The sequence below is a fragment of the Paenibacillus sp. J45TS6 genome (genome assembly GCF_018403285.1).
GTDB lineage: Bacteria > Bacillota > Bacilli > Paenibacillales > Paenibacillaceae > Paenibacillus.
This window is the reverse complement of sequence record NZ_BOSJ01000007.1, coordinates 173,926-198,159: the sequence shown is the minus strand read 5'-3', so window position 1 is coordinate 198,159 and position 24,234 is coordinate 173,926. Positions and strand designations below refer to the sequence as shown.

At 43.4% G+C, this 24,234-nt stretch carries 15 protein-coding genes and 1 riboswitch; of the genes, 3 read left to right on the top strand and 12 right to left on the bottom strand.

From position 1 onward, the window contains the following. Window positions 1-66: 66 nt before the first annotated feature. From gltB to thpR, 6 genes are all read right to left on the bottom strand, one after another. Window positions 67-4,665, bottom strand: a complete 4,599-nt coding sequence (gltB, locus tag KJS58_RS12840) for a glutamate synthase large subunit (RefSeq protein WP_213532883.1) — start codon at window positions 4,663-4,665, stop codon at window positions 67-69. Between the two features lie 481 nt (window positions 4,666-5,146). Continuing rightward, window positions 5,147-7,609, bottom strand: coding sequence for a YhgE/Pip domain-containing protein (locus KJS58_RS12835; protein WP_213532882.1), 2,463 nt, complete (start codon window positions 7,607-7,609; stop codon window positions 5,147-5,149). A gap of 331 nt (window positions 7,610-7,940) precedes the next feature. Continuing rightward, window positions 7,941-8,528 (bottom strand): TetR/AcrR family transcriptional regulator, encoded by a 588-nt coding sequence (locus tag KJS58_RS12830; protein WP_213532881.1) that lies wholly within the window; start codon window positions 8,526-8,528, stop codon window positions 7,941-7,943. 227 nt (window positions 8,529-8,755) lie between these two features. Then, window positions 8,756-9,439: a metal-dependent hydrolase gene (locus tag KJS58_RS12825; protein WP_213532880.1), complete on the bottom strand. Its 684-nt coding sequence runs from the start codon at window positions 9,437-9,439 to the stop codon at window positions 8,756-8,758. 77 nt (window positions 9,440-9,516) lie between these two features. Next, on the bottom strand, window positions 9,517-10,416 hold the full coding sequence (locus tag KJS58_RS12820) for a cell wall hydrolase (protein WP_213532879.1): 900 nt from the start codon (window positions 10,414-10,416) through the stop codon (window positions 9,517-9,519). A 324-nt stretch (window positions 10,417-10,740) separates the two neighbouring features. Further along, window positions 10,741-11,313: an RNA 2',3'-cyclic phosphodiesterase gene (gene thpR / locus KJS58_RS12815; protein ID WP_213532878.1), complete on the bottom strand. Its 573-nt coding sequence runs from the start codon at window positions 11,311-11,313 to the stop codon at window positions 10,741-10,743. 496 nt (window positions 11,314-11,809) lie between these two features. Here thpR and KJS58_RS12810 point away from each other — a divergent pair, with 496 nt between their 5' ends. Further along, window positions 11,810-12,766 (top strand): D-2-hydroxyacid dehydrogenase, encoded by a 957-nt coding sequence (locus KJS58_RS12810; RefSeq protein WP_213532877.1) that lies wholly within the window; start codon window positions 11,810-11,812, stop codon window positions 12,764-12,766. Between the two features lie 66 nt (window positions 12,767-12,832). On the opposite strand, the gene KJS58_RS12805 is transcribed toward KJS58_RS12810, so the two are convergent. Continuing rightward, the gene (locus KJS58_RS12805; protein WP_213532876.1) at window positions 12,833-13,819 is read right to left on the bottom strand and encodes a TRM11 family SAM-dependent methyltransferase; all 987 of its coding nucleotides are present in this window, start codon (window positions 13,817-13,819) and stop codon (window positions 12,833-12,835) included. Window positions 13,820-13,868: 49 nt separating this feature from the next. Further along, window positions 13,869-15,578, bottom strand: coding sequence for a methyl-accepting chemotaxis protein (locus KJS58_RS12800; RefSeq protein WP_213532875.1), 1,710 nt, complete (start codon window positions 15,576-15,578; stop codon window positions 13,869-13,871). Window positions 15,579-15,823: 245 nt separating this feature from the next. Here KJS58_RS12800 and KJS58_RS12795 point away from each other — a divergent pair, with 245 nt between their 5' ends. Next, window positions 15,824-16,966, top strand: a complete 1,143-nt coding sequence (locus KJS58_RS12795) for a glycosyltransferase family protein (protein WP_213532874.1) — start codon at window positions 15,824-15,826, stop codon at window positions 16,964-16,966. Between the two features lie 73 nt (window positions 16,967-17,039). Then, on the top strand, window positions 17,040-18,131 hold the full coding sequence (locus KJS58_RS12790) for a glycosyltransferase WbsX family protein (protein ID WP_213532873.1): 1,092 nt from the start codon (window positions 17,040-17,042) through the stop codon (window positions 18,129-18,131). 26 nt (window positions 18,132-18,157) lie between these two features. On the opposite strand, the gene KJS58_RS12785 is transcribed toward KJS58_RS12790, so the two are convergent. From KJS58_RS12785 to KJS58_RS12770, 4 genes are all read right to left on the bottom strand, one after another. After that, window positions 18,158-18,586, bottom strand: a complete 429-nt coding sequence (locus KJS58_RS12785; RefSeq protein ID WP_213532872.1) for a hypothetical protein — start codon at window positions 18,584-18,586, stop codon at window positions 18,158-18,160. A gap of 124 nt (window positions 18,587-18,710) precedes the next feature. Then, window positions 18,711-19,661, bottom strand: coding sequence for an MsnO8 family LLM class oxidoreductase (locus KJS58_RS12780; RefSeq protein ID WP_213532871.1), 951 nt, complete (start codon window positions 19,659-19,661; stop codon window positions 18,711-18,713). A gap of 195 nt (window positions 19,662-19,856) precedes the next feature. Further along, window positions 19,857-22,154 (bottom strand): 5-methyltetrahydropteroyltriglutamate--homocysteine S-methyltransferase, encoded by a 2,298-nt coding sequence (metE, locus tag KJS58_RS12775; protein WP_213532870.1) that lies wholly within the window; start codon window positions 22,152-22,154, stop codon window positions 19,857-19,859. Window positions 22,155-22,398: 244 nt separating this feature from the next. Continuing rightward, a riboswitch (cobalamin riboswitch) is annotated at window positions 22,399-22,600 on the bottom strand. Between the two features lie 83 nt (window positions 22,601-22,683). Continuing rightward, window positions 22,684-24,096 (bottom strand): deoxyguanosinetriphosphate triphosphohydrolase family protein, encoded by a 1,413-nt coding sequence (locus KJS58_RS12770; protein WP_213532869.1) that lies wholly within the window; start codon window positions 24,094-24,096, stop codon window positions 22,684-22,686. Window positions 24,097-24,234 lie beyond the last annotated feature (138 nt).

The following is a 24,234-nucleotide window of genomic DNA, read 5'->3' as shown; positions in this document are numbered from 1 at the left end:
CCTAGTTTTAAGGTCTTTTTCTAAATCTGTCTGTAATGAATATTACCTTATTAAAATAATGTTGAATTACTGTCCTGCTCTAGTTAATTCACGCATGTTTGCTTCAAAAGCAGCAAGTAGTGCATCGTCTCCAGTAAGTCCATTCGCTTGTACTTTATCAATCTGTTCCATCATACGTTTAAAGTCTTTTGGAATGACTCGAACAAAATATCCAATCTCCTGTTTCCAGTAATCTAGAATGTGCTGTCCTACTGTACTTCCCGTATACTCTACGTGACGGCTTATCATACCATGCAGAACCGCAGCTTCGGACGTGTCTTCGATTCGCTCCAGAAGGACCATCTCGAGGTTACAACGGTTTAGGAACGTACCGTCTGAGTCGTAGACGTAAGCAATACCGCCTGACATCCCTGCTCCGAAGTTACGACCTGTATCCCCAAGGATAACTACACGGCCCCCGGTCATATACTCACAGCCGTGATCTCCTACCCCTTCAACCACTACACGGGCACCTGAGTTACGAACCGCAAAACGTTCTCCTGCAATGCCGCGGATATATGCTTCACCACTTGTTGAACCGTAGAGTGCGGTATTCCCGATAATGATGTTCTCTTCCGCAGGGAAAGTAGACTGAGGCGACGGCTTTACAATCAGCTTACCGCCAGACAGACCTTTCCCTACGTAGTCATTACAATCCCCTTCGACCGTAAGCGTCATCCCTTTCGGTACAAAGGCACCGAAACTTTGACCTGCCGATCCAATAAACGTGAACTTAATCGTATCTTCCGGAAGACCTGCAGCGCCATATTTACGTGTCATTTCACTGCCAAGGATGGTTCCGACTGCACGGTTCACATTCGTAATACCGAGCACACCTTCTACTAATTGGCCAGACTCCAGTGCTGGAGCAGCCATCGGAAGAAGTTTCTGTATATCCAGGGTCTCTTCTAGACCATGATTCTGTCTTTGGGTACGTACACGGTTCGTTCCTTCGGCTTGTTCTGGCACATGGAGGAGCAGCGAAAGATCAATCCCGCTCTTCTTCCAATGACCATCAGCATGTTCCGCATCCAGACAATCCGTCCGGCCTACCATCTCTTCAATGGTACGGAAACCAAGCTCCGCCATAATCTCTCTTGTATCTTCCGCAACAAAACGCATAAAGTTCACGACGTGTGCTGGATCACCCATATAGTTCTTACGAAGTTCCGGATTCTGAGTTGCCACCCCTACCGGGCAGGTATCCATCTGGCAGACACGCATCATAATACAGCCCAGTGCAACTAGTGGAGCCGTAGAGAATCCATACTCTTCCGCACCAAGTAAGGCTGCCACAGCTAAGTCACGGCCGTTCAGCATCTTCCCATCTGTCTCCAGAACAACACGGTCACGCAGATTATTGATCATTAGGGTCTGATGCGTCTCTGCGAGTCCCAGCTCCCAAGGCATACCGGCATGACGAATGGAACCTTGCGGGGAAGCCCCTGTTCCTCCATCATATCCGCTGACCAGAATAATATCAGCGCGTCCTTTTGCCACACCTGCTGCAATGGTACCTACTCCTGCTTCAGATACTAGTTTTACGTTAATATCCGCACGAGGGTTCGCATTCTTAAGGTCATAGATCAGTTCCGCTAAATCTTCAATCGAGTAAATATCATGATGCGGCGGAGGCGAAATAAGACCTACGCCCGGCGTTGAGCCGCGAACTTCAGCTACCCATGGATATACTTTACGTCCTGGAAGCTGACCGCCTTCTCCTGGTTTCGCTCCTTGCGCCATTTTGATCTGGATCTCATCGGCATTTACCAAATAATTCGATGTTACCCCAAAACGTCCAGAAGCCACCTGCTTAATCGCACTACGGCGAGAATCACCATTACTGTCTTTTACAAAACGAGCGGGATCTTCTCCACCTTCTCCGGTATTACTCTTACCGCCAACCCGGTTCATTGCGATCGCTAAATCCTCATGTGCTTCTTTACTAATGGAACCAAAAGACATAGCTCCTGTCTTAAATCGTCTCATAATGGATTCAGCTGACTCCACTTCCTCAAGAGGAACTTTTGGACCCGCCGGTTTTAATTTCAATAGCGAACGAATGGTAAGTCTCTTCTCGTTCTCGCCTTGGACAAGCTTTGCATATTTCTTATAAAGCGCGTAATCTCCCGTTCTAACCGCGTGCTGGAGCGTATGAATCGTCTGCGGTGTAAATAGATGGTCTTCTCCATCGCTCCGCCACTGATATTCTCCTCCTGAATCCAGCACTTTATCGTTACCGTCTTTATCTGTAAATGCGCGTTCATGATGCACTAGGGTCTCTGCTGTCACTTCTTCTAAGCCAATACCGCCGATGCGGGAAGGTGTCCAAGTGAAGTATTCATCGACAAAATCACTCTTGAGTCCTACAGCCTCAAAAATCTGTGCACCTCGGTAGGATTGAATCGTAGAGATTCCCATCTTGGATAAGATCTTCACTACCCCTTTTGTCGCTGCCTTAATGTAATTCTTCACTGCTTTCTCATGCGTAATCCCGCGCAGCATACCTTGCTGAATCATAACATCCATGGTTTCGAATGCTAAATATGGATTCACAGCACTCACGCCGTACCCTAATAGCACCGCATAATGATGGACATCACGGGGTTCACCGGATTCCAGCAATATGCTAACTTTTGTACGGGTTTTTTGACGAATTAGATGATGGTGAAGTCCAGAAACAGCGAGTAACGCAGGAATGGCCGCATTCTCAGCATCTACACCGCGATCTGAGAGAATCAGAATATTATGCCCCTTCTCAATGACACGATCTGCTGCTTCAAAAAGTACATCCATCGCCTTCTTCATTCCCTCTGCACCCTCTTTAGCAGGGAAGAAGATCGGGATCGTCATTGAACGAAAACCAGGTCTACGTATATGACGGAGTTTTGCAAACTCTTCATTAGAGAGAATAGGTGAAGATACACGAATCTGTCTTGCACTTTCTGGTTCCGGCAGCAGTAAGTTACGTTCGGGGCCAATCGTAGTCAGTGTCGAAGTGACAATCTCTTCGCGCAAAGCATCAATCGGCGGATTTGTAACCTGCGCAAACATCTGTTTAAAATAGTTATAAAGCCGCTGAGGGCGATCCGATAATATCGCCAGGGGTGCGTCGTATCCCATCGAACCAGTTGCTTCCATCCCTGTAGAACCCATCGGCTCCAGGACTTTACGCAGCTCTTCAAAAGTATATCCGAATGCCAGCTGAAGCTGGTTGATATTCTCATGTTTTGGTTCTGGGAGTTCCGGTGCATCAGGCAGCTCATGAAGATCGACGAGATGCTCATCCAGCCATTCTTTATAGGGTTGTTCGGATGCAATCTGCGATTTTACTTCATCGTCCGAAATAATACGCCCTTCCTTTGTATCCACGAGAAGCATACGGCCTGGGCGTAATCTGTCCTTGTACAGAATGTTCTCTGGTGCAATATCAAGGACTCCCACTTCCGAAGACAGCACAATACGGTCATCTTTCGTTACATAATACCTTGCAGGACGCAGCCCGTTACGATCTAGTATGGCTCCAATTTGGATTCCATCTGTAAATGCCATCGCAGCCGGTCCATCCCATGGTTCCATTAAGGTACTGTGATATTCATAGAAAGCCTTCTTATCTTCATCCATACCCGCATCGTTGTTCCAAGGTTCAGGCACCATCATCATGGCGACATGCGGCAGGGAACGTCCGCTTAAGTACAGAAATTCAAGCGTGTTATCAAACATCGCTGTATCCGATCCATCCGGATTAATGACAGGTTTAACTTTGGACAAGTCTTCTCCGAATAGTTCGCTCTCAAACAGAGACTGACGTGCGTGCATCCAGTTGACGTTACCTCGCATCGTATTGATCTCACCGTTGTGGATCATGAAACGATACGGATGCGCCCGCTCCCAGCTTGGAAATGTATTGGTACTAAAACGAGAGTGCAGCAGTGCCATTGCTGATTCTACCCGTTCATCTTGCAGATCAAGATAAAATTGACCCACCTGCTCAGTGGTCAGCATGCCTTTATATACAATCTTACGGCAAGACATACTTGGAATATAAAATGTATCCGCGCCTCTTACCTGATCAGCGTACCGAATCTGCTGCTCTGCGCGGCGGCGAATAATATACAGCTTCCGTTCTAGTTCGAGTCCGCTCAGCTTCTCCTCGTTCGTGCCAATGAACACCTGACATACATAAGGCTTCGCAGCAAGCGCTGATCTGCCTAACATACCATCGTATGTTGGGACTTCACGAACACCAAGATACTGCTGTCCCTCGTCTTCTACAATCTTGCGAAGGATATTCAAATGCTCCTCGCGAACCTCTTCGTTACGTGAGGTGAAAATCATCCCTACACCATAATGATCTGGCTCTGGAAGTTGGTATCCAAGTCGCTGTGCTTCTTCTGCAAAAAACCGATGAGGGATCTGAATTAAAATTCCGGCGCCGTCACCTGAATTCGGCTCACTCCCTTGTCCTCCACGATGCTCCATGTTACTCAGCATCGTCAAAGCTTGACTAACAATATCGTGAGAGGCAGCCCCTTTAATATTAGCTACAAACCCCATACCACAAGCGTCTTTCTCGAACTGCGGGTCATAAAGCCCCTGTTTTGGAGGTAATCCAGTCTGTCTCATGGAACGCAACCTTTCTATGATCATGAATTTTAGGAACATCCGTAATAAGCGAAAAATGACGAAGGGACAAAGGGAATGAGGAAGGGTAATAAATAGTCCGTACTTGACGATCAAAGGTCGTATAGTTCTCTCATTTTAACATCGAGTGTAAACTCGGTGCAATTTAAAATTTCTATGGTCGTCATAAGGAAAATTTCGTTTTTATACCACTATATACCGATGTTTTTCCCGGTATTTGTTTGGATATTTTATTCCTGCTCATTCCCTGTTAACTCTTTATATTGTTCTTAATTATTTGCCATAACGGTGTTATATTTGAATGGACCAATACTCTGAAAATTTGTACAATCTTTCAGAAAATAGAAAGCCCCGCCTTCTTATGGAAGGCGGGGCTTTCGTGTGACAAGATACACTTTCAAACAAGTCTATCTATGATAGGCTGTATTATGGGTGCATTCATTATTTTTTTGATATTGCTTAATCATGCGGTCAGTGCTTCACCACTGTGCGTATGATTTTGATCTTCTGATTGATCATTTCTTTTTTTAGAACCACTCCATAAGAAGTATCCGAGTGTTAATAACATGCCCACTACAGCATAAACACCTAGGATTTCAGCTTGTTTCCACATTAGATCATAGTTTCCGCTCATTACTACAGCACGATAACCAACAACGCTGTGGTACATCGGCAACAAATGACTAATCGGCTGCAGCCAACTTGGAAGTGTTTCAAGCGGGAATGTACCACCACTTGTCGCAAGTTGAAGTACGAGTAGAACGATCGCAAGATAACGTCCCACTAGATCCAGCCAAGTTACGAGTGCCTGAACAATCATCATGGAAGCAATACCTGTAATGATTGAGAACAGATAGAAATAAGGAACACTCTGTACTTCAAGGTGTAATCCATAAATCATGAACGTAGCGATTGCAATAGCTTGAATAATACTCATTCCTGCAAAAGCAAAGAATCGGCTCACAAAGCGTGCCCAAGGCGTTGCACCTGGTACACTTGTTTCACGCATGCTCATAACGATGGTTGAGATCAATGCACCAACGAACAAACCAATCGACATGAAGTAAGGTGTGAGTCCTGTTCCGTAATTCGAAACCGTTCTTGACTCATCTTCTACTGTTTGAACCGGCTCCGCGAACATATCAACAAAGCTGTCGTCTTTGCCTTTCATCTCTGCAGTCTCATCAGCCGCATCGTTAAGCTTGTCTGCCAGTTCTTCTGATCCATCTTTTAACTCTGTCAGTCCTTCATGAAGTTCGCCAGCACCATCCGTAAGTTTCACAGAACCGTCTGCAAGAGTATCTACCCCGCCGGTAAGTTCGCCTACACCGCCAGCCAGCGTACTTGTTCCCGATTTAAGATCAGCTGCACCTGAGCTGAGTGTCTCACTGCCCGTCGCTGCCTCACTTAATTTTTCTCCGAACAAGTTCATATTACTAGCAAGTTCTCCCTGGCCGCTGTATAACTGATCTGCCCCTGCGAGAAGTTGATCTTGACCTGCTGCGAGCGTATTTGCACCTTCTGCTAATTGTTTCTGAGCATCAGCAAGCTGCTGTGCACCGCTTAATAACTGCCCGTGTCCGTCATTCAGAGACTGTGCTCCACTAAGTAATTGCTGCTGAGCAGCGAGAAGTTCGTCCGCACCTGAAGATAACTGTGAATTCCCCTCATGTAGAGACTGTGCTCCACTTAGCAGTTTACTTTGTCCTTCACTAAGTTCACTGCTTCCTGCTGCAACAGCCTGACTCGCTGCAAGCAGCTTTTGTACCTCAGGAAGTGCTGCGAGTTCTGGACTCTGTTCAGTCAGCTGTTTAATCCCGTCTGCTACGCCTTGTGCACCCTCAGCTATTTGCTTACTAGCTGCTTGAGATGCAGTGAGACCACCTACAAGTTGCTCACTTCCTCCAGCTGCACTTTTTAGTCCATCTGAAAGTTTGCTGGCACCTGCTTCGGTAGAAGTCAGTCCGGCTACTAGTTTTTCACTTCCTGCTGATGCATCCTCAAGACCCGATACTAATGAGTCCGCACCTTCCGATGCAGCAGAAAGACCCATGCTAAGCTTGCCTGCACCTTCACGAGAACTTACAATACCGTCTTTCAACTTACCCGCACCATCCTGAAGCTGTCCGATTCCGCCAGCCAGCTGGCCTTCTGCATCAACGAGTTGAGATAGTCCAGTGGAAAGGTCACTGGCACCTGAGCTTAATTGACTCGCTCCATCATCCAAGGTTTTGACCCCGTCTGCAAGTGGAGCAATACCTTCTTTTAGTTCCAGCGTTCCGTCTGTCAGTTTCTGAAGATTTTCTTGAAGGGTCAGCGCTCCATCATTCAGTTCGCCGGCACCGTCATTAATTTTGGTTGCGCCATCTCCTGCTTCTTCGAATCCATCCGCTACTTCTGTGAATTTATCAAGCAGCGTTTCTGTATAGGATTCGGTTACCGCAGCAGATATCTTCTTGCTGATTTCTTTCATCGCCGTGTCACCGATCTGAGCACCAATAAAGTTATAGCTCGCATTCGGTTCATAGATCAGTTCAGAAGGATTCGGTTCATCATCCATTAATGTCGTTGCTTTTTGCGAAAAATCTTCTGGAATGGTGATCATCATATAATACTCGTTATTATCCATTCCTTGTCTTGCCTCATCGAGATCTACAAACTGCCAATTGAAATCTTGCCCTTCTTTCAGCTCATCGATGAGATCTTCCCCGATCTGAAGCTGCTTGCCTTCAAATTCAGCACCCTGATCCTGATTCACCACCGCTATAGGCAGTGTGTCCAGTTTGCCGTAAGGATCCCAAAAGGCGGTAAGATATACGCCTGTATACAGAATAGGAATCAGCATCACTGCGATGAGCGGAATAAGAACTTTGGGGTTCTTCAGTGCTCGCCATACATCTTGAAAAAATACGGATAATGTCTTCATTTACTTCTTTCTCTCCCTTTACGCTATCTCACTTCGAACTTTCTAGTTGTCATTTCATTTCATAAGCGCAGTATGAAAAATGAAAGCGCGAACTTCATGACTGTTTTCCCCAAATAGTCATATGAGATGAAAAAAAATAACCTTTCTCCTATGCTTTTTCAAAGATACAACCTAAGTACTGCATTATTTATATAATCCTCTACCTGAGCAATGAAACATTTTTTTGTTTTATCGCATACTTTCTACTTTGTCTCAGGGAAGTTTTTTTAAAAGCCGGCTATTTCTATCTATCTAACTACTATATATCGCAGCCGGCTTTCCGTAAGTATTTTTATGCTGGAAGATCTGGCACTAGTCCATGCACCAAAAACAACTCAATATACTGCTTAATTTCTTCTTTGCTGAGAGGTTCATTCCCATGACTCCAATCCGAAGTAAGTGCAATGTAGATCTTAAACATAATGAAAGACGCTACTTTGGGATCACAAGGTTTTATCTCTCCCTTTTCTTGCGCTAAGCGAAGTTCTTTCTCGAGATAACCTGTGATTACACCTTCTACCTTGGCATTGCCCGTTTTTGCTTGCAGTGTTCCAAACTCCCTCACTTCTTGAGAAAGCTTAATGAGCAGATCATGCTGCTCTCTGAACTCAAGTAAGGAATCTAATATTCGAAACAAGTTATTAAAAAACGTCTGCTCATGATCTAATTCTCTCTCTGCCACATTTTTCATTTCTATAATGACTTCATGCAAAATCTCATCGAACAATTCTTCCTTATTAGTAAAAAAGGTGTAGATTGTTCCCTTACCTACATTCGCAATCTTCGCCACCTGATCCATCGTCGTTGCTTTATAACCAAACAAAGCAAAGGACTTCGCTGCTGCTTTGAGTATTTGTTTGCGACGATCTATCGGAGCCATTGCCTCTCCTCCTCTAACTTCTGTTTGACTAAAAATCCAATTCAGTCATTCGGTCAAAAATCACTTTACCACTTTTCTGTTCTATTGGCAAGAAAAAAATTACATAATCAAAAAAAAGAAAGAGCAGCTCACCATCCGGCTTACCCAGCAAGATCATAAGCAGCTCTTTCTTATCTATTTAATCCATATCATAACTCATGAAAATGGTGAAATTGATTCAGTAAGAACTAAATTTCTGTACTAGCCCCCGGCTCTAAAGCCACTCCTACTATCCCTTTGGACTCTAGAAGCTCAGTAAACGAATTTGCATCCTGTTTAATAAACGGGAAGGTGTTGTAATGAACTGGAATGACCTTTCTTGCTCTCAGCCATTCAGCGGCGATTGCAGCATCCTCAGGACCCATTGTCAGCACATCACCGATTGGCAGGATCGCTGTATCAATATCGTTCATTTCACCGATGATTTTCATATCACCGAAAAGTGCTGTATCTCCTGCATGGTAGATCGTTTTGTCACCCATCGTTAACAGGATTCCCGCAGGCTGTCCCATATATACGGTTGTCCCGTTCACTTCAAGAGAGGAACTATGGAAGGCGAGCGTATACTTCACTTTAAATCCATCAAACTGGCAGCTCCCGCCAATATTCATATGTTGTACTTGTACTCCTTGACTCTGGCAATACTCTGCTAATTCATAGACCGCCACAACGGGGCAATCATTCTGTTTTGCGATCGTGAGTGTATCACCGAAGTGATCCGAGTGACCATGTGTTAGCAGCACTGCATCTACTTTGACGTCTTCAGCAGCTATTTTAGCGGTAGGATTCCCTGTTAAAAAAGGATCAATAATAACGCGTTTGCCTGCTTCTTCAACAAGGATACATGAGTGTCCATAATATGTGATTTTCATAGAGTGATACGCCTCCTAGTCAGTAGAAATGAACATTTCTTAAAGGAACTATCTTTCTAGTATATCACTTTTGGAGCTTATTTATAAAATGTATGATTTCCGATTCTCTTAACTTTTATTTGTGAATGATGTACTGTTAAGTCGTCAGCTAGGGTAATAGATAAGAAGTAGAGTGTTTCGTCAGGCACTTCTTTCCGTCCGTTGAGCGCTTCATTGACAGCACGAATGGTATCCTCGTTCGGCGTCACACGGTCCATTCGGCCGTTCGCCACGGGACTAAATTGATACTTTTGATAGATAACGCCTTTAATGGTATCGGGATAATTGGCTGACCGTAGCCGGTTTAAGACAACGTTAGCTACTGCAACTTTGCCTTCGTACGGTTCACCTTCTGCTTCTGCCATGACAATTTTTTGTAGCATAAGCAGCTCTTTATCCGAGACGTTGTAGTTCCAGGTGGCCTTGTCTTTTTCCTCCTGGGTTAGTAATTCCGTCTTGGTAAAGTATAGAGTTTTTGGGGGAGTAGTTTGTTTTTCTTTTTCTTTTGCTAACGCAATTGCTTTTTGTTGTTCACGTAGTTTTCGTTGAGCTTCTTTTTGGGCTTCTAAAGCCTTACGCTCTGCTTCTTTCTCATTCTCGGCATTCGTTTCTGCCGAAAGAGCAGCTGTTTTGAGCAAGACATGGTCTTCCGAAGAAGAAGGTCCTGATTCTTGTGTCAGCTGTGCCGTTGTTACAGTGGTTACTCCTGTTAAATCCGTCACGGAAGTAAGCATAGCGACTCCGTCCCGATCAGAGTACATCCTGCTGTTATGATTTACTGCTATTTGATTCATAGGAGTTCCGGATTCCGTACTATCCTGAGTTGTACTTTCCCCATATACTTCAACAGCCTTCGTAATCAGGCTTGCCCCCAATATAAACACAAGCAGCACATACATGAGCGGTGCTACCCAGCGAGTCTCTCTATTTGTATTCATAATAACCTCCTGTTATATCGGCACAATTCTACTTAACTGTAACCAAAAATGCAAGGTTTGAATACATAGAGTAAACTATTTTATGCGTCAGATATCCCTGTAAGCCCCTCAAGTGAGGGTAATGTTAAACTCAAAATTTCGTTGATACATCAGGATTTTTAACACACGAACACCTGCTCTGCATCATAAAATAAAAAAATTTGAATAATTTTTGTGAATTTTTTTAACTCTATTAATTCCTTTAATATATTTGGATTGATTGTATATTTTTAGGATAATAAACAATTAACCCATTTTGAAGCGAAGTTAAGAGAATAGAGACAATCAAAAATCAAATTTCTCGATTATTTTATACATCGGTTTTTGACCAAGTATCGTCTGAAATAATACAAAGTCTTTGACAAGCCACGGTTCAATTTTTTTCTGTGTTGACAATTCCTCTAAGTTCCAATTTTGCTTCTTAGAATCATCAAATTTGCGAGCAATCGTAATATGGGGTCGATAAGGACGATCCTCAGGAATATATCCTAACGGAGCAGTTGCATCTAAAATATGCTGGAAAAGCACAGCGAGCTCATCAATCTCTCCTTCGACTCCTCTCCATAAAACCCTAGGACGTAATGGCGAACCAAAAACACCTGCATCTCCAACACTTAGAGGAAACTGTTGCATCTTAACAGCAGCTTCTCGAAGAGCTTCACAAAGTGCGTTAATGGAACCTATTTCCGTATCCCCTAAAAATTGAAGTGTAATATGGTAATCTTCTTTATGTGTAAAATTACGGAAGGGAAGTTTATCTTTGTTATCGACTGTCCAACGCTGTATTTCTTCTTTCACATGATCTGGTAGAGAAACAGCTGTGAAGATACGTACTTTATCTTGTGTTGTTTGCGTCATTCGAAGCTTCCTTTCTATTTTCAATTTTATCTCTATATCTTTACCTAGTATTAACCAAATTATAATACTAACATCCTAGTGCTAGTACCAGGTACTAAATTATTATAAAAGGTTTAAATTCCCATATTGTATGTTTACTCCCAAAAATACAAAGAGGAATTGAATAAGGTAACAAGCATAAGTTACTTGTCACTCACTCCATAAAATATGGTAACAAAAACAAATTTTTATTACTCCTGTTTTCTGGGTAAATAACCTATAATTAGATGTCAATTTTCCGCTTAATCAACGTTAAAATTTTTTTATTTCTATAATAATAGGTTTCTATATAAGAGTACAGCTGTTCTAATACAACAATAAAGATGGGTTTCTTCTATTATAAGTGTTAGGAAATAGATGGTATACATGACGGGGTACTCTCCCCTGCTTCAATTGCTCGTCTGCCCAATCATCTGCTACACTGTAACTATACATAAAACGAGGAGGATCTACGCGAATGAGCAAAATTGTAAGTTTAATTTCTTTTACAGAGACAGAGCAAAAGCGTATCCAGGATATAGCACCTCATTATACGATAACTACAGGCAAAGCAAAGGAGCTTGATCCCTCCGTCCTGCGAGAAGCAGAGATCTTGGTGGGTTGGCCAAAAAGTAAACCAGATGAATTATTACATCCAGACAGCAAATTAAAATGGGTACAGACTTGGTCTGCCGGCGTAGACTATCTTCCTCAAGAAACTTTTGAAGAACGAAATATACTGCTCACTAATACAAGCGGAATTCATGCGATTCCGATCTCAGAAATGATTCTTGGTATGATGCTGTCTTTATCCCGTAATCTTAAAAGAGCTGCAGTTAATCAGGCTAACGGCACATGGGATGCAAGTGAAGATAACATGAGCGAACTTCATGGAAAAACGATGGTCATCGTTGGCGTAGGTGAGATTGGGAAGGCCACAGCTAAACTTGCCGAAGCTTTTGGCATGAACGTAATTGGTGTTCGCAGATCGGGTAAAGAAGTAGAGCATGTCAGCAAAATGGTCTCCATGGAACGTTTTGAAGAAGTACTGACTGACGGAGATTATGTGGTTAACATTCTTCCGCTTACGGATGATACCCGCCATCTATTTAATGAACAGGCTTTTGCAGCGATGAAAAAAGAAGCATGCTTCATCAATGTTGGCCGCGGCGCAACCGTAGATACTTCTGCACTGCTGAAAGCTTTACAAGAAAAACAGATTGCATCTGCTGCGCTCGATGTATTTGAAGAAGAACCCTTGCCGAACGATCATCCCTTATGGTCGATGGATAATGTACTAATTACACCTCATATTACTGGAAGCACTCCTTATTATAAGGAACGTGCTTTTGAAATATTTATAGAGAACTTGAAAGCTTATGTGAAGAATGAGACTCTTCCACGTAATCTAGTCGATTACAGTCGTTCTTATTAGAATGATAAAAACCCGCTCAAGACATATATCTTGAAGCGGGTTCTTCTTATTTTTAACTAAAGAGCTTTATTCTCTGAGGTGATTCCCCGTTTGCCTTTTACAGTACCAAATTTCCCGAACAAAAGAACCTTTTGATGTAGTTACGTGGTCCTCGATTTGCCATCCCGTCTGCCGTAGCTGCTCCGCAATGGGCTGTGTACTTACAATGACTGCTTCCCCGGCTAGTTTTCCAAGGTGACTCAGCAGCTGCAGCTGTTCTTCTACCGGCAACACGGAACACACATTATATGGTAGATCTAATATAGCGCGATCGGCCTTTTCTTCGAGATTCGTCATATCTCCAAGCGTAACAAGAGTATCATCATAACCATAATGACGAAGATTCTTACGAGCCCCTTGTACGGCAAGCGGGTTGATATCATTACCGCGGATGGATATTCCCATGGATAAAGCTTCAATCAGGACATTTCCCATCCCGCAGCAAGGATCAATCATCGTTACCCCTGCGGCTTCAGGCGCTGCTATATTAACGAGCGCTCTGGCAACCCTGGAACTGAGGCCAGTGGAATAATTATGCGGTTTATTTTTGTGATTCAGCCACACACTCTCTGCTTCATGACATCGTCCAAGCATCCATCCTGATTCCAAGTGAATGAGACCCAGTGTAACATCTGGTTTTTTCATTCTCGCTGTACCTTTAATCCGGCTCCCTACCGAACGTTCAAGTGTTCTTTGCTCGTCATAGGTGTAAGGAATCCCTTCTTTCAGATACAACACTTTAAAAGTGGAACCCTCTTCAAGTTCTATGGATTCGGCAAGCACTAACAATTCATCTAGGCCAGAAGCCGAGAATAATACATCTACTCTCATGTTAAGAAAGGGACTCCGCGAAGGATCGATGCAGTGATTCGTTATATAAAATGAATGGTCCAAAGCCTTCTGCATTCCAAGCAGTCGTTTCAGCTCTAAATGACAAAGAGCCTGCTCACTTTCGTGACAGGCAAAGGTATATAAAAAGGTATCGTTCGTTCTATTTTTATTGTGAATGATCATGAGTAACCGTAAATCCCTTCTCATCTCGTATTGTTCATACTCGCTTCTATTATACCCGAAGCTGAGAGATGGAAGCGAGTAGTTCCTCTGACAACGTTCTGAGCTTCCCAATTCGATCCGCGACCACTTCAAGCGATCCGACTTGCTGCTCTGCCGATGCAGACACTTCTTCTACACCCGCTGCTGACTGCTGTGAAATCGCAGAAATCTGCTGGCTGAAATCGTTCATTTCGCCGCTTAGTTGTTGCATCCCTCCAAGACCTGATGTCACCTCATTAATGACAGCCACCATTTCAACGACCGAAGACGTAATCTGTTCAAATGCATCATTTACCTCTTCCATTTGGTGGGTTCCTCGCGTCGTTTCCTGTACTCCGCTTTCGAGGGACTCCACAACCGATCTCGTACCTTGCTGAATTTGAGCAGTCAGTTCACTAATCTGACCCACCGTATGCTGAACGGCGTCTGATAATGATCTTACTTCTTCCGCGACGACAGCAAATCCGCGTCCATGCTCGCCTGCTCTCGCTGCTTCAATCGATGCATTCAAAGATAACAGATTGGTTTGTCTTGCAATTTCGCGGATCACATGAACAAGTTCGTATATACTCTCGTTGCTCTTATCCAGTTGGTTCACTTGATTCATAGAGGAGGATACTCGGTCCGCAATTTGGTTCATCTGTTCAATTGACTTCTGCATAATTTCTTTTCCGCGAGTTCCTCGTTCAAGAACAAGTTCAGACATGCCTTTAAGCTGCTCTCCTTTCGAAGCATGATCCTGGATATGCTCATTCAGCACCTCAACCGTTCTAGCGGCGGAAGTAGCGGTTTCTGCCTGACTTTCGGTTGCTTTTGCGGATTCCTCCATCGAGATCGCAATTTGCTGGCTTCCAAGTTTCACTTCTTCGGATGTAACTGCGAGATCGCTGCTATGCGATTCTACTAGCTTGGATGAGGCGCTGATCTGTCTCACGATCTCAACCAGATTTGCCTTCATTTGATTAACTCCTCTACCGAGCGATGTAAGTTCATCTTCTTTCTTCCGGTAAATATCTTCTATAGTTAAGTCTCCATCCGCGATGGATTGTACATTCTTCTCAATATCCTTAATTGGTTTCACCAGCGCACGAATTAATGCGAAATTACTGACAAGTGTTGCAATTAGGATTAAGCTGATACCAAAAATCAAGACCCCTACAGCTCTAAACGAACTTTTTTCTAGCATATTGGTCGATTGATCTGCCTCTTGTTGATTCAGTTCAGCCAAGGATGTTAATTGGACCAGCATCTTCCGGTAGGAACTCTCTGATTTGAGCAATACTTCATAAGCCAAATCGTGATCATTCAAATCTACTTTCTCAATGGCTTTCGTATTCACTTTACTATAGGCATTCCATTCCGCTGTAAAAGCATCATATTGATTTTGAATATCCTCATTTGTAATATTTGCTTCATATGCTGTTTTCGACTCGCTAAGATAGCGAATGGTCTGTAATCGTTCCTCTCCGATCGCCTTTCTCTTTCCCTCATCATCCGCTGCTAAGTAATAATCATAACTCAGCTTCTGAATATGCTCGGAAGCAAATGTGATATTATTAATTTGGTTCATGGCAGGCATTACTTTTTGAGTAATGTCCTTCGCATTTGTTTCCATAGATTTGGTCTGTAATATGGAAACAGATCCAACCACGATCACATAGATGAGCAGCATCACCATTACAAACGTAATTCGCCGCCCTATTGTTTTCCTCTTAAACAATGGTTCTCCCCCTACCGAAAGCCTCTAACACACTTCTCTCTATGAGTTTCTCTGTGATAAAGCTTCATGATTGATTAACTTCTTTCTAATATGTCGGTAAGTGAAAGTGAAAATGTGAGTTACTCACTATATATCTAGCCTAAATAATCACCTTTTTCACTTATTTTGGGTATGTGTCATGAAACAAAGCAGTCATTCATCATAAACTACCTTAAAATGCGAAATACAAAGGAACGAAACCAGTCATGAAAAAAAATGAAAAGTCGGCATCTTCTTTGCATAAAAAAACAGCTGTACCTAGAAGGAAACGTACTGTCACCAAAAAGCGAAAACCAGCGAATTTAACTACCGCTTCTAAAGTTCTCTCTTTTCCGCAAAAGATTTCTAATCCAGGTGTGCAGCTGAACCATCCTCTTCCTGAGAATCGGAGCTCGGCTGCTCCCTTTACTCCCTCTAATAAACCATCTCTTTCTATTCGAGATGCTAAGAAACTTCGACTTCTATTACTCTGGGAAAACGAAGCAGGATTACCTTCAACAGAGATCCTGTTTAGACAATCTTTACGTATGCTTTTTAAAGAGGTACTCCCGCTGAAGGTGGAAGATAACTTAGTCAATGTAATAGCACTATATCAACCCGATGTCCTCCTTGTCGTTGGAAACCGAACAAATCTGCCTCTTGCTGTTCAGGTATCTAACCTTAAAGACCTTAAGACAGTCCTTTGGCTACATGATGTCCACGATCCTCTTCCTCACCTAAATACGTCTCCTGATTCTCTAGTCTGGGATTATGTTATTACACAAAATCCGAAGTACATCCACAGGTATCAAAAGATGACGAGCTCAAAGGTGGTCTATATCCCCTTCGGTTCTGATCCGGAGCTATTCGCTCCTGAAAAAGCACCTGCACATGTACAGTCCGATCTACTCCTTCTTGGAGATTATGAACCTCGTTTAGATCCCTATCTTGAAGCGATTCATGGAAGCAGCCCGGATGGACGCATACTCACCATAGGTGATAACTGGGGAGACATTCCTGGTGTAGAACCTTGGATCCCCGAGACAAGTAATGATCTAAAGCAGCTCTATAATGGAGCAGATATCATCATAAGTTTTGGTGAGAATGACCGAAGAGGATTAGATATAGCGGCGTGCGGAGGCTTTTTGCTTGCGGAATATGATGTGAATTGGGATAAGTATATGAAAACGGGAGAAGACTTTGTTTCTTTTCATCGTCCTGAAGAACTTGGCTCGCATGTGATGTACTATAGGGAACATCCAGAGGAGAAAAGAAAAATTAGCTCCAGAGCTCTGGTACGAAGCGAATATGACTATTCCTTTTTTCATCTGATGATGGATTTTACGAATACCCTTCTTGAGGGCAAGTGATTTATGTATTCCGAAAGGGGCCTTTACCTCTTTATATGAACGTCTTAGATAGAGGAAAGGAGATGAGTTCCATATGAAACTGATTGCTTATTTTCTTCCTCAGTTCCATCAGATTGATGAAAACGATGCCTGGTGGGGAGAGGGATTCACCGAATGGACTAATACGCGAAAAAACAAACCATTATATAAGAAGCATGCTCAGCCGAAAGAACCGCTAAAAGATTTGTATTATAACTTAATGGATGCTTCGATTCGAAAATGGCAGGCGGACGCGGCTAGATCTCACGGCATTTACGGGTTTTGCTACTACCATTACTGGTTTAAGGGAAAGCGTCTGCTCGAAAAGCCGTTCCAGTCTGTTCTGAAATCAGGGGAACCGGATTTTCCTTTCTGTCTATCCTGGGCTAATGAACCTTGGACACGGAAATGGGATGGCGGAAATAATGAAATCCTCATGCCCCAAGACTATGGCGATGAAAATGACTGGGCAGAGCATTTTGATGAACTCCTGACTGCATTTCAAGATCCGAGATATATCCGGGTTCAGAATAAACCTCTATTTGTTATCTATCGCCCGGGCGCGATTCCCCGCTGTGAAGAAATGCTTCGGTTTTGGAATCAACTTGCCCTAAGAAGTGGGCTCGAAGGTATCTATTTTGCAAGAACATTAGGAGGATTCGAGATCCCCCCGCAGTCTGGTTTTGAAGCAAGTATTGAATTTGAACCGCATTATACGTTTGCTCATGGATATAATGCAAATCTTTGGAGTTATATTAGCACCAAGGATGGAGATCATCTCGTATTTGACTATGACGGAGTATGGGAAATGATACTGAACCGATCTCCGCACCGAAGCGGTGAAACGATTTTCCCAGGTGCCTATGTCAATTGGGATAACACCCCTCGAATTGGAGCCCGTGGACAAAGCTGTATCGGGTCTACTCCCGAGAAATTCAGCTATTATTTAACGAAACAGATGAACCGAGCTGCTTCTATATATCAATCTGAGTTTCTATTTATCAATGCTTGGAATGAATGGGCGGAGGGGACTTATCTGGAACCAGATAAAAAACATCATTTTTCCTATTTGGAGGCCGTTCAAGAAGCCGTTACACGTCATGAAAAGTACATGGAGGCAAACGCAAATCATGCAAAAAAGAGGTAATATACCAAACCTTTCCGCTTAATTCTTTAAACCCGATGAATACCGATGGTTGGTGTACCCGAAGACAAATCAATAAATAGAACATAGTTGTTCCCGTCTGTCCCTTTCAGTACCAAACCAGGCTGACCGCTGTTCGTTGCATTATAGAAATTAACACCACTTGGAGCAGCGCTGACGGGCGGCACGGCGGGAACCCCTAAAGACAGGAGTTTGGATCCAGCTACCACATTCTCGTTCGCACTGAGGCTTTGTCCTGCACCCAAATGTTGCAAAACGGTTGCACTACCATTTACCTGCAGATGCCCGGCAATGGTTTGGCTGCCATTTACATTAAGGCTCTGCTGAATCGTTTGGTTCTGGGTATTCAAATCTTGTAAAGTTGTACCCCCAAGCACCTGAAGATGACCATTAATTGCTGCATCTCCCGTTACACTGATACTATCGAATGTTGGCATACACTTCACTCCCTTCCTTATTACTCTATTCTATGTAATAAAAAGAGATTTGCTCTATAGCAAAAGTACAATTATCTATCTTTTAAATTAAAGATCAATAATATAGGAAGAGAGTGAAAATCTATTACCCTTTGCTCATTTCTTCCCCTAACAATCCATAGGATAATAAACGTTGTTCATAGGATGCCACACGGGTAGAGATTAGGATCTCGTTACAACCTGTTTCATGAGCAAGTGCGAGCAGTTCTTCTTTGACCTCTTTTGGATTTCCGATAATGACGGGATAAGGTGGCACCTCTACAATCCCGCCCGTCGCTTTCCGGTGTAAGATGAGCGCTTCCTCTTTCCAGGAGAGGGCTTCATCTGCAGAAGGAGCACAGATCACATTGACCGCAATACTCGCTTTTGGTTTCGCAAGATTCTCGGAAGGGATAAACTGCTCCCTATATTTTTGCAGCATCTCGGCAGCATCCTGCTCACTCATAAACTGACCGAATACATAACCCGTTCCAAACTGAGCGGCATACTCCGCGCTTTTCACATTGGTCCCTAACAGCCACAGAGTAGGAGGAATCTCCGGTACTGGCTTAGCCACAATCGGCTCCCCATCAAAACTATATCTGCCGTGAAGCAAATCTTGAAGCTGTTTAATGAGTTCAGGATATTTGGCTACTTTCTCTAAATAATTGCCGGCAAGAGCCATCGATAAATGTGCCGATCCCCCTGGAGCGCGTCCGATTCCCAGCTCAACACGTCCGGGATAGAGTGAAGCCAGCATATGATAATTTTCTGCTACCCGAATCGGATGATGATAAGGAAGCAGTACGGCTCCTGATCCAAGTTTGATTCGATTGGTTTTTGCTCCGATGTGAGATAGTAATACTTCTGGACTCGCAGATTCTGTACCTGGAAGATTATGATGTTCTGAGGTCCAGTATCTTGTATATCCCCACTCTTCTCCTTTGATCGCAAGATGGATAGACTGGCGGATTGCCTCTTCGGCAGATACATCCATTAATTTGGGAACGAGATCTAAAATTCCTAATTCTAATGATGGTGAACCCAATTGGTTCATATATTCTCAACTCCCTGATTATCATAATTCTGCTTATCATCCTGCCTATAACAAAATAACAATTAATTAATTTAGTATAGCAACCTCATTTCTACAAAATCAAATTTCACCTATAAGAAGCGAAACGACTGAGCATCAAAAAAAAGCCGTCTGCCTCACCACGATATGGTGAGACAAAACGGCCAGGATCATTTTTTATAAGGAAGGGACTTGAATTTGGTTCCGTGCTTCTCCAGCTGCTGCCACCATGTTTCGAAGGGCTGCTACCGTTTCTTCTTTCCCTCTTGTTTTAAGACCACAATCCGGGTTAATCCAGAACAGTTCAGGATCCAGCACATCCAGCGCAGATACGACAACCTCTTTCATCTCTTCTACGGAAGGGACACGAGGACTGTGAATATCGTAAACGCCAAGACCAATTCCTTTGTCATACGTCTGTGTCTTAAAGTTCTCAATTAATTCTCCGTGGCTGCGGGAAGTTTCCAGAGAAATAACATCCGCGTCCATCGCCTCGATTGAATCAATAACATCATGGAACTCGCAATAACACATATGCGTATGAATTTGCGTTGTATCGTTAACGGATGAAGTTGATAATTTAAATGCTTTTACGGAATCTGTCAGGTAAGATTCATGATCCGCTTTCTTCAGCGGAAGTCCTTCACGAAGTGCCGGCTCATCCACTTGAATCATCTCAATGCCAGCGGACTCGAGTGCTTCAACTTCTTCACGAAGTGCAAGTCCAATCTGGTAAGCAACTTCACTGCGCGGAATATCTGTACGAACGAACGACCAATTCAGAATCGTCACTGGTCCTGTTAACATCCCTTTTACTGGTTTTTTCGTAAGGGACTGAGCGTATACTGTTTCTCTCAGTGTCATTGGCTCTTGGTATACAACATCTCCAAAAATAATCGGCGGCTTCACACAGCGTGAGCCATAAGACTGAACCCAGCCTCCTGATGTGAAGGCAAATCCACCCAATTTTTCTCCGAAAAACTCCACCATATCTGTCCGTTCAAATTCACCATGAACCAGCACATCAAGGCCCAGTTCTTCTTGAATGTCGATCCATTCCTTCGTTTGCTCATCTACAAAAGCTTCATACTGCTGGTTGTCCAGCTGTCCATTTCTCCAATGTCTTCTCGCCTTACGAACTTCAGCAGTTTGCGGGAAACTTCCGATTGTCGTTGTAGGGAGAATAGGAAGATTAAATCTCTTTTGCTGAGCAGCATGTCTTGTTGAAAAATCAGATTTTCTCACGAATGAAGATTCATCCAGATTATTTACGGCTTCTCTTACCGTACCGTTACTGCGGAATACGGATGTGTTCAGTTCAGTGAGTGCCTTGCGGTTCTCAGCCAAAGCTTCTTGAATGACATTCTCATCTTCTGCCGCCCATTTCACCAGCAGCTGAATTTCATCCAATTTCTCTTCTGCAAAAGCTAACGAATTACGCAGAACAGGTAGCAGCGCATCCTCTTTTGCAAGAGATACCGGTGTATGAAGCAAACTGCTGGATGGTTGAATGATCAATCGATCTGGGGATACGATCTTACCGAGCTCTTTTATCACCTGAATGCGCTCCGTCAGATCACTTCTCCATATATTACGACCATCAATCAGACCTGCAGCAAGAACTTTGTCCTCTGGGAATCCATACTCACGAATATGTACAAGATTCGCTTCCCCACCGTGAACAAGATCTAGACCAATCCCTTGAACAGGCAAACTTACCACTTTCTCATAATCTCCCACTGCTTCGAAATACGTCTGTAAAATGATCTTAAGCTCAGGCGCTACCTTATTCAGTTCTTCATAAATACGCTCAATCTGTTTCCAATCTTCTGCTGGAATATCAGTAACGAGGCTAGGCTCATCGATTTGTACCCATTCTACTCCCGCTTGCTGCAGTTCAGAAAGCACTTCACAATACAGCGGAAGGAAACGTTCTACAAGGGAAGGAAGTTCAGTGTCCGCATACCCTTTTGATAATTTAAGAAATGTATAAAGTCCAAGAAGAACTGGTTTTCCTTCAATGCCGAGTTCCTGTTTTGCTTCCAAATAAGCATGAAGTGGACGATTCACTGTTAGTGAAGGATTCGCATCAGCGAGTTCAGGAACGATATAGTGATAATTGGTATTGAACCATTTTGTCATCTCGGAAGCGGCTGCCTGATCGTTACCGCGAGCCATTGCGTAATAAGTATCCAAAGATACCTCTCCACCTTCGTACCCATAGCGCTTTGGAACAATGCCAAACATTGTACTTGTATCAAGGACATGATCATAAAGTGAGAAATCGCCTACTGGAATCAGATCGATTCCTTTCTCTTGTTGAAGTCGCAAATGTCCAAGACGAATTCCTTTTAATTCTGCAAGAAAATCAGATTCACTTACTTTCCCTGCCCAAAAAGATTCGAGTGCTTTCTTCCATTCACGATTGGCACCAATTCTCGGATACCCTAGATTACTACTGATCCATTGACTCATTTCCTTACCTCCGTATAGGTATAATATGAATAACTTGGTTCATCTTCGGTTGGGTTACGAATGGCAAAAAGAGACGTCTTCACCTAGAGAACGGTTCCGTCTTTATTTACGAAATGCAGAACTCGGATGTCTACATTTGTAACGTAAAACGTTGCTGTTTCCTTACTTACCTAGGGTAAAGACGCCCCTTGTTCTTGATCAGACAGGTAGCCATCTTAACACCTTCCTATCTCCCGTAGGTACAGCAGTGTTGTCAAAACAGGCAGGTCTCCTGGCTCCAGAGGAAGATCCATAAGCTATGCGCCTTCCCAGTTCACCTCATGAACCAGTGGCATATGGCAAGCTACATCTCTGTTACAGTGGCGGGACCGCGCCGGTATCTCACCGGTCTTCCCTATTAAGTACGGCTGCATCTAGCACCGTACACCTGTTTCCGTTATATTTAGTTCGTCCCTCTATTTTTCATAAATGGAGGTTGTATCCAATATACACCAAGTATATCTCTATGAATAGTGATTTTTAATATTATTTAATCAAGATCATAGATTGAGCCAACTTTTAGACCATATAATTCATTGTATATTTTCTCAGCGAAGGCATCCGTCATCCCCGCGATATAGTCTATAATCATGTGTTCCCACGTCCATATTGGATTAGGGCGAGCCTGGTCTTTTTCATACCTTTGCAGCCAATCCGAAGGAATGATCGATTTTGAAGTCGCGGGATCGTTAAATGCATACCATAAACGCCGGAGAATCCATTCACTTCTTTTTTGCAGACGCTGAACTCTAAGATCTTTGATCATCGTTACCCATGCGAAACTTTTGAGCACACTCACTGTACGGAGCAGATCAAGATCCTCTTTCCCTTCCTTGACAAAAGTAACCTTTTTCCAGTCTCCGGTATCAATAATCCCCAAGGAACTGACAAACAAACTCACCCAATACGCTTTTACTTCCCGGCGGGTACGAGAAAAATCATGGTCACAGCCAGGGATCTTCTCTTCCCAAATGCGGAGAAAACTATTCAGTACCTCTTCTACCTTTGGTTCAATGGCTTCTTTCGTCCACCCCAACCAGAATGCATCATCGAGCGTCATGATCTTATCAACAATAAGCCGTTTAATGTGCGGGTCATGCAAAAAGTGTTCATGAACTTCGATTTTCCCTGCCTTAATGCCATCTTCTAAATCATGAGCTGAGTAAGCAATATCATCACAGAGGTCCATAAGCTGGGCTTCTAGTGTCTTTTGCCCTTTCGGAATTTTCCACTCGCTGCGAATATCGCTGATGTATTGCCACTCATGTTGGTACATCCCCTTCTTGTTCTCTGTGCCGGGATAAGGGTATTTATTAACTCCAAGAAGCACCGCATCCGAAAGATTTAATCCGTCTATGTTTTCTCGCTTTTCAAGGAACATCATGAGTCTAAAATTGTGTGCATTCCCTTCAAAATGTTCATACTTTCTGCGCATAGCTTCAGTTACTTTTTGTACTTGGTTTGGTGATGCCTTGCCTGTTTTATTTACATCCACAATGGACTGCGTTTTCTCCTGAACCAAGTTCGTCAAAATGTTATCGAGAACTTCTTCTCCTTTATGCCCAAAAGGCGGATGGCCGAAATCATGAGCAATGGAAGCACATTCTACGACTTCAGGGTCAATAACGAGCCCTGGGTTATCTGCCCTGCCAAGCTCCGCATCGGGATATTTTCGCAGCAGACTTCGGGCCGCTTCCCTTGCAATCTGCGCCACCTCAAGCGAATGAGTAAGCCTTGTGCGATAATAGTCCCCTGTGCCTGCACCGAACACCTGGGATTTCCCCTGTAACCGGCGAAACGTCGGTGAATGAATTAAGCGGGAATAGTCTCTTTCGTAAGTAGCCCGCGAACCTTCGAGTTTATCTATTTCTGCATATTGTCTGTGTTCACGTAATTTGTCCATATGATTTCCTCCGTTATTTCAGGGCATCCAATCCACTGGTTTATCTTTTCTTTTTACCCACTCTACTGAAATCATTTGCACTCGTCTATCCCTTGTGGAAGATTTTCATAGATATTTTTAATTTTTCAGTTTTATCAC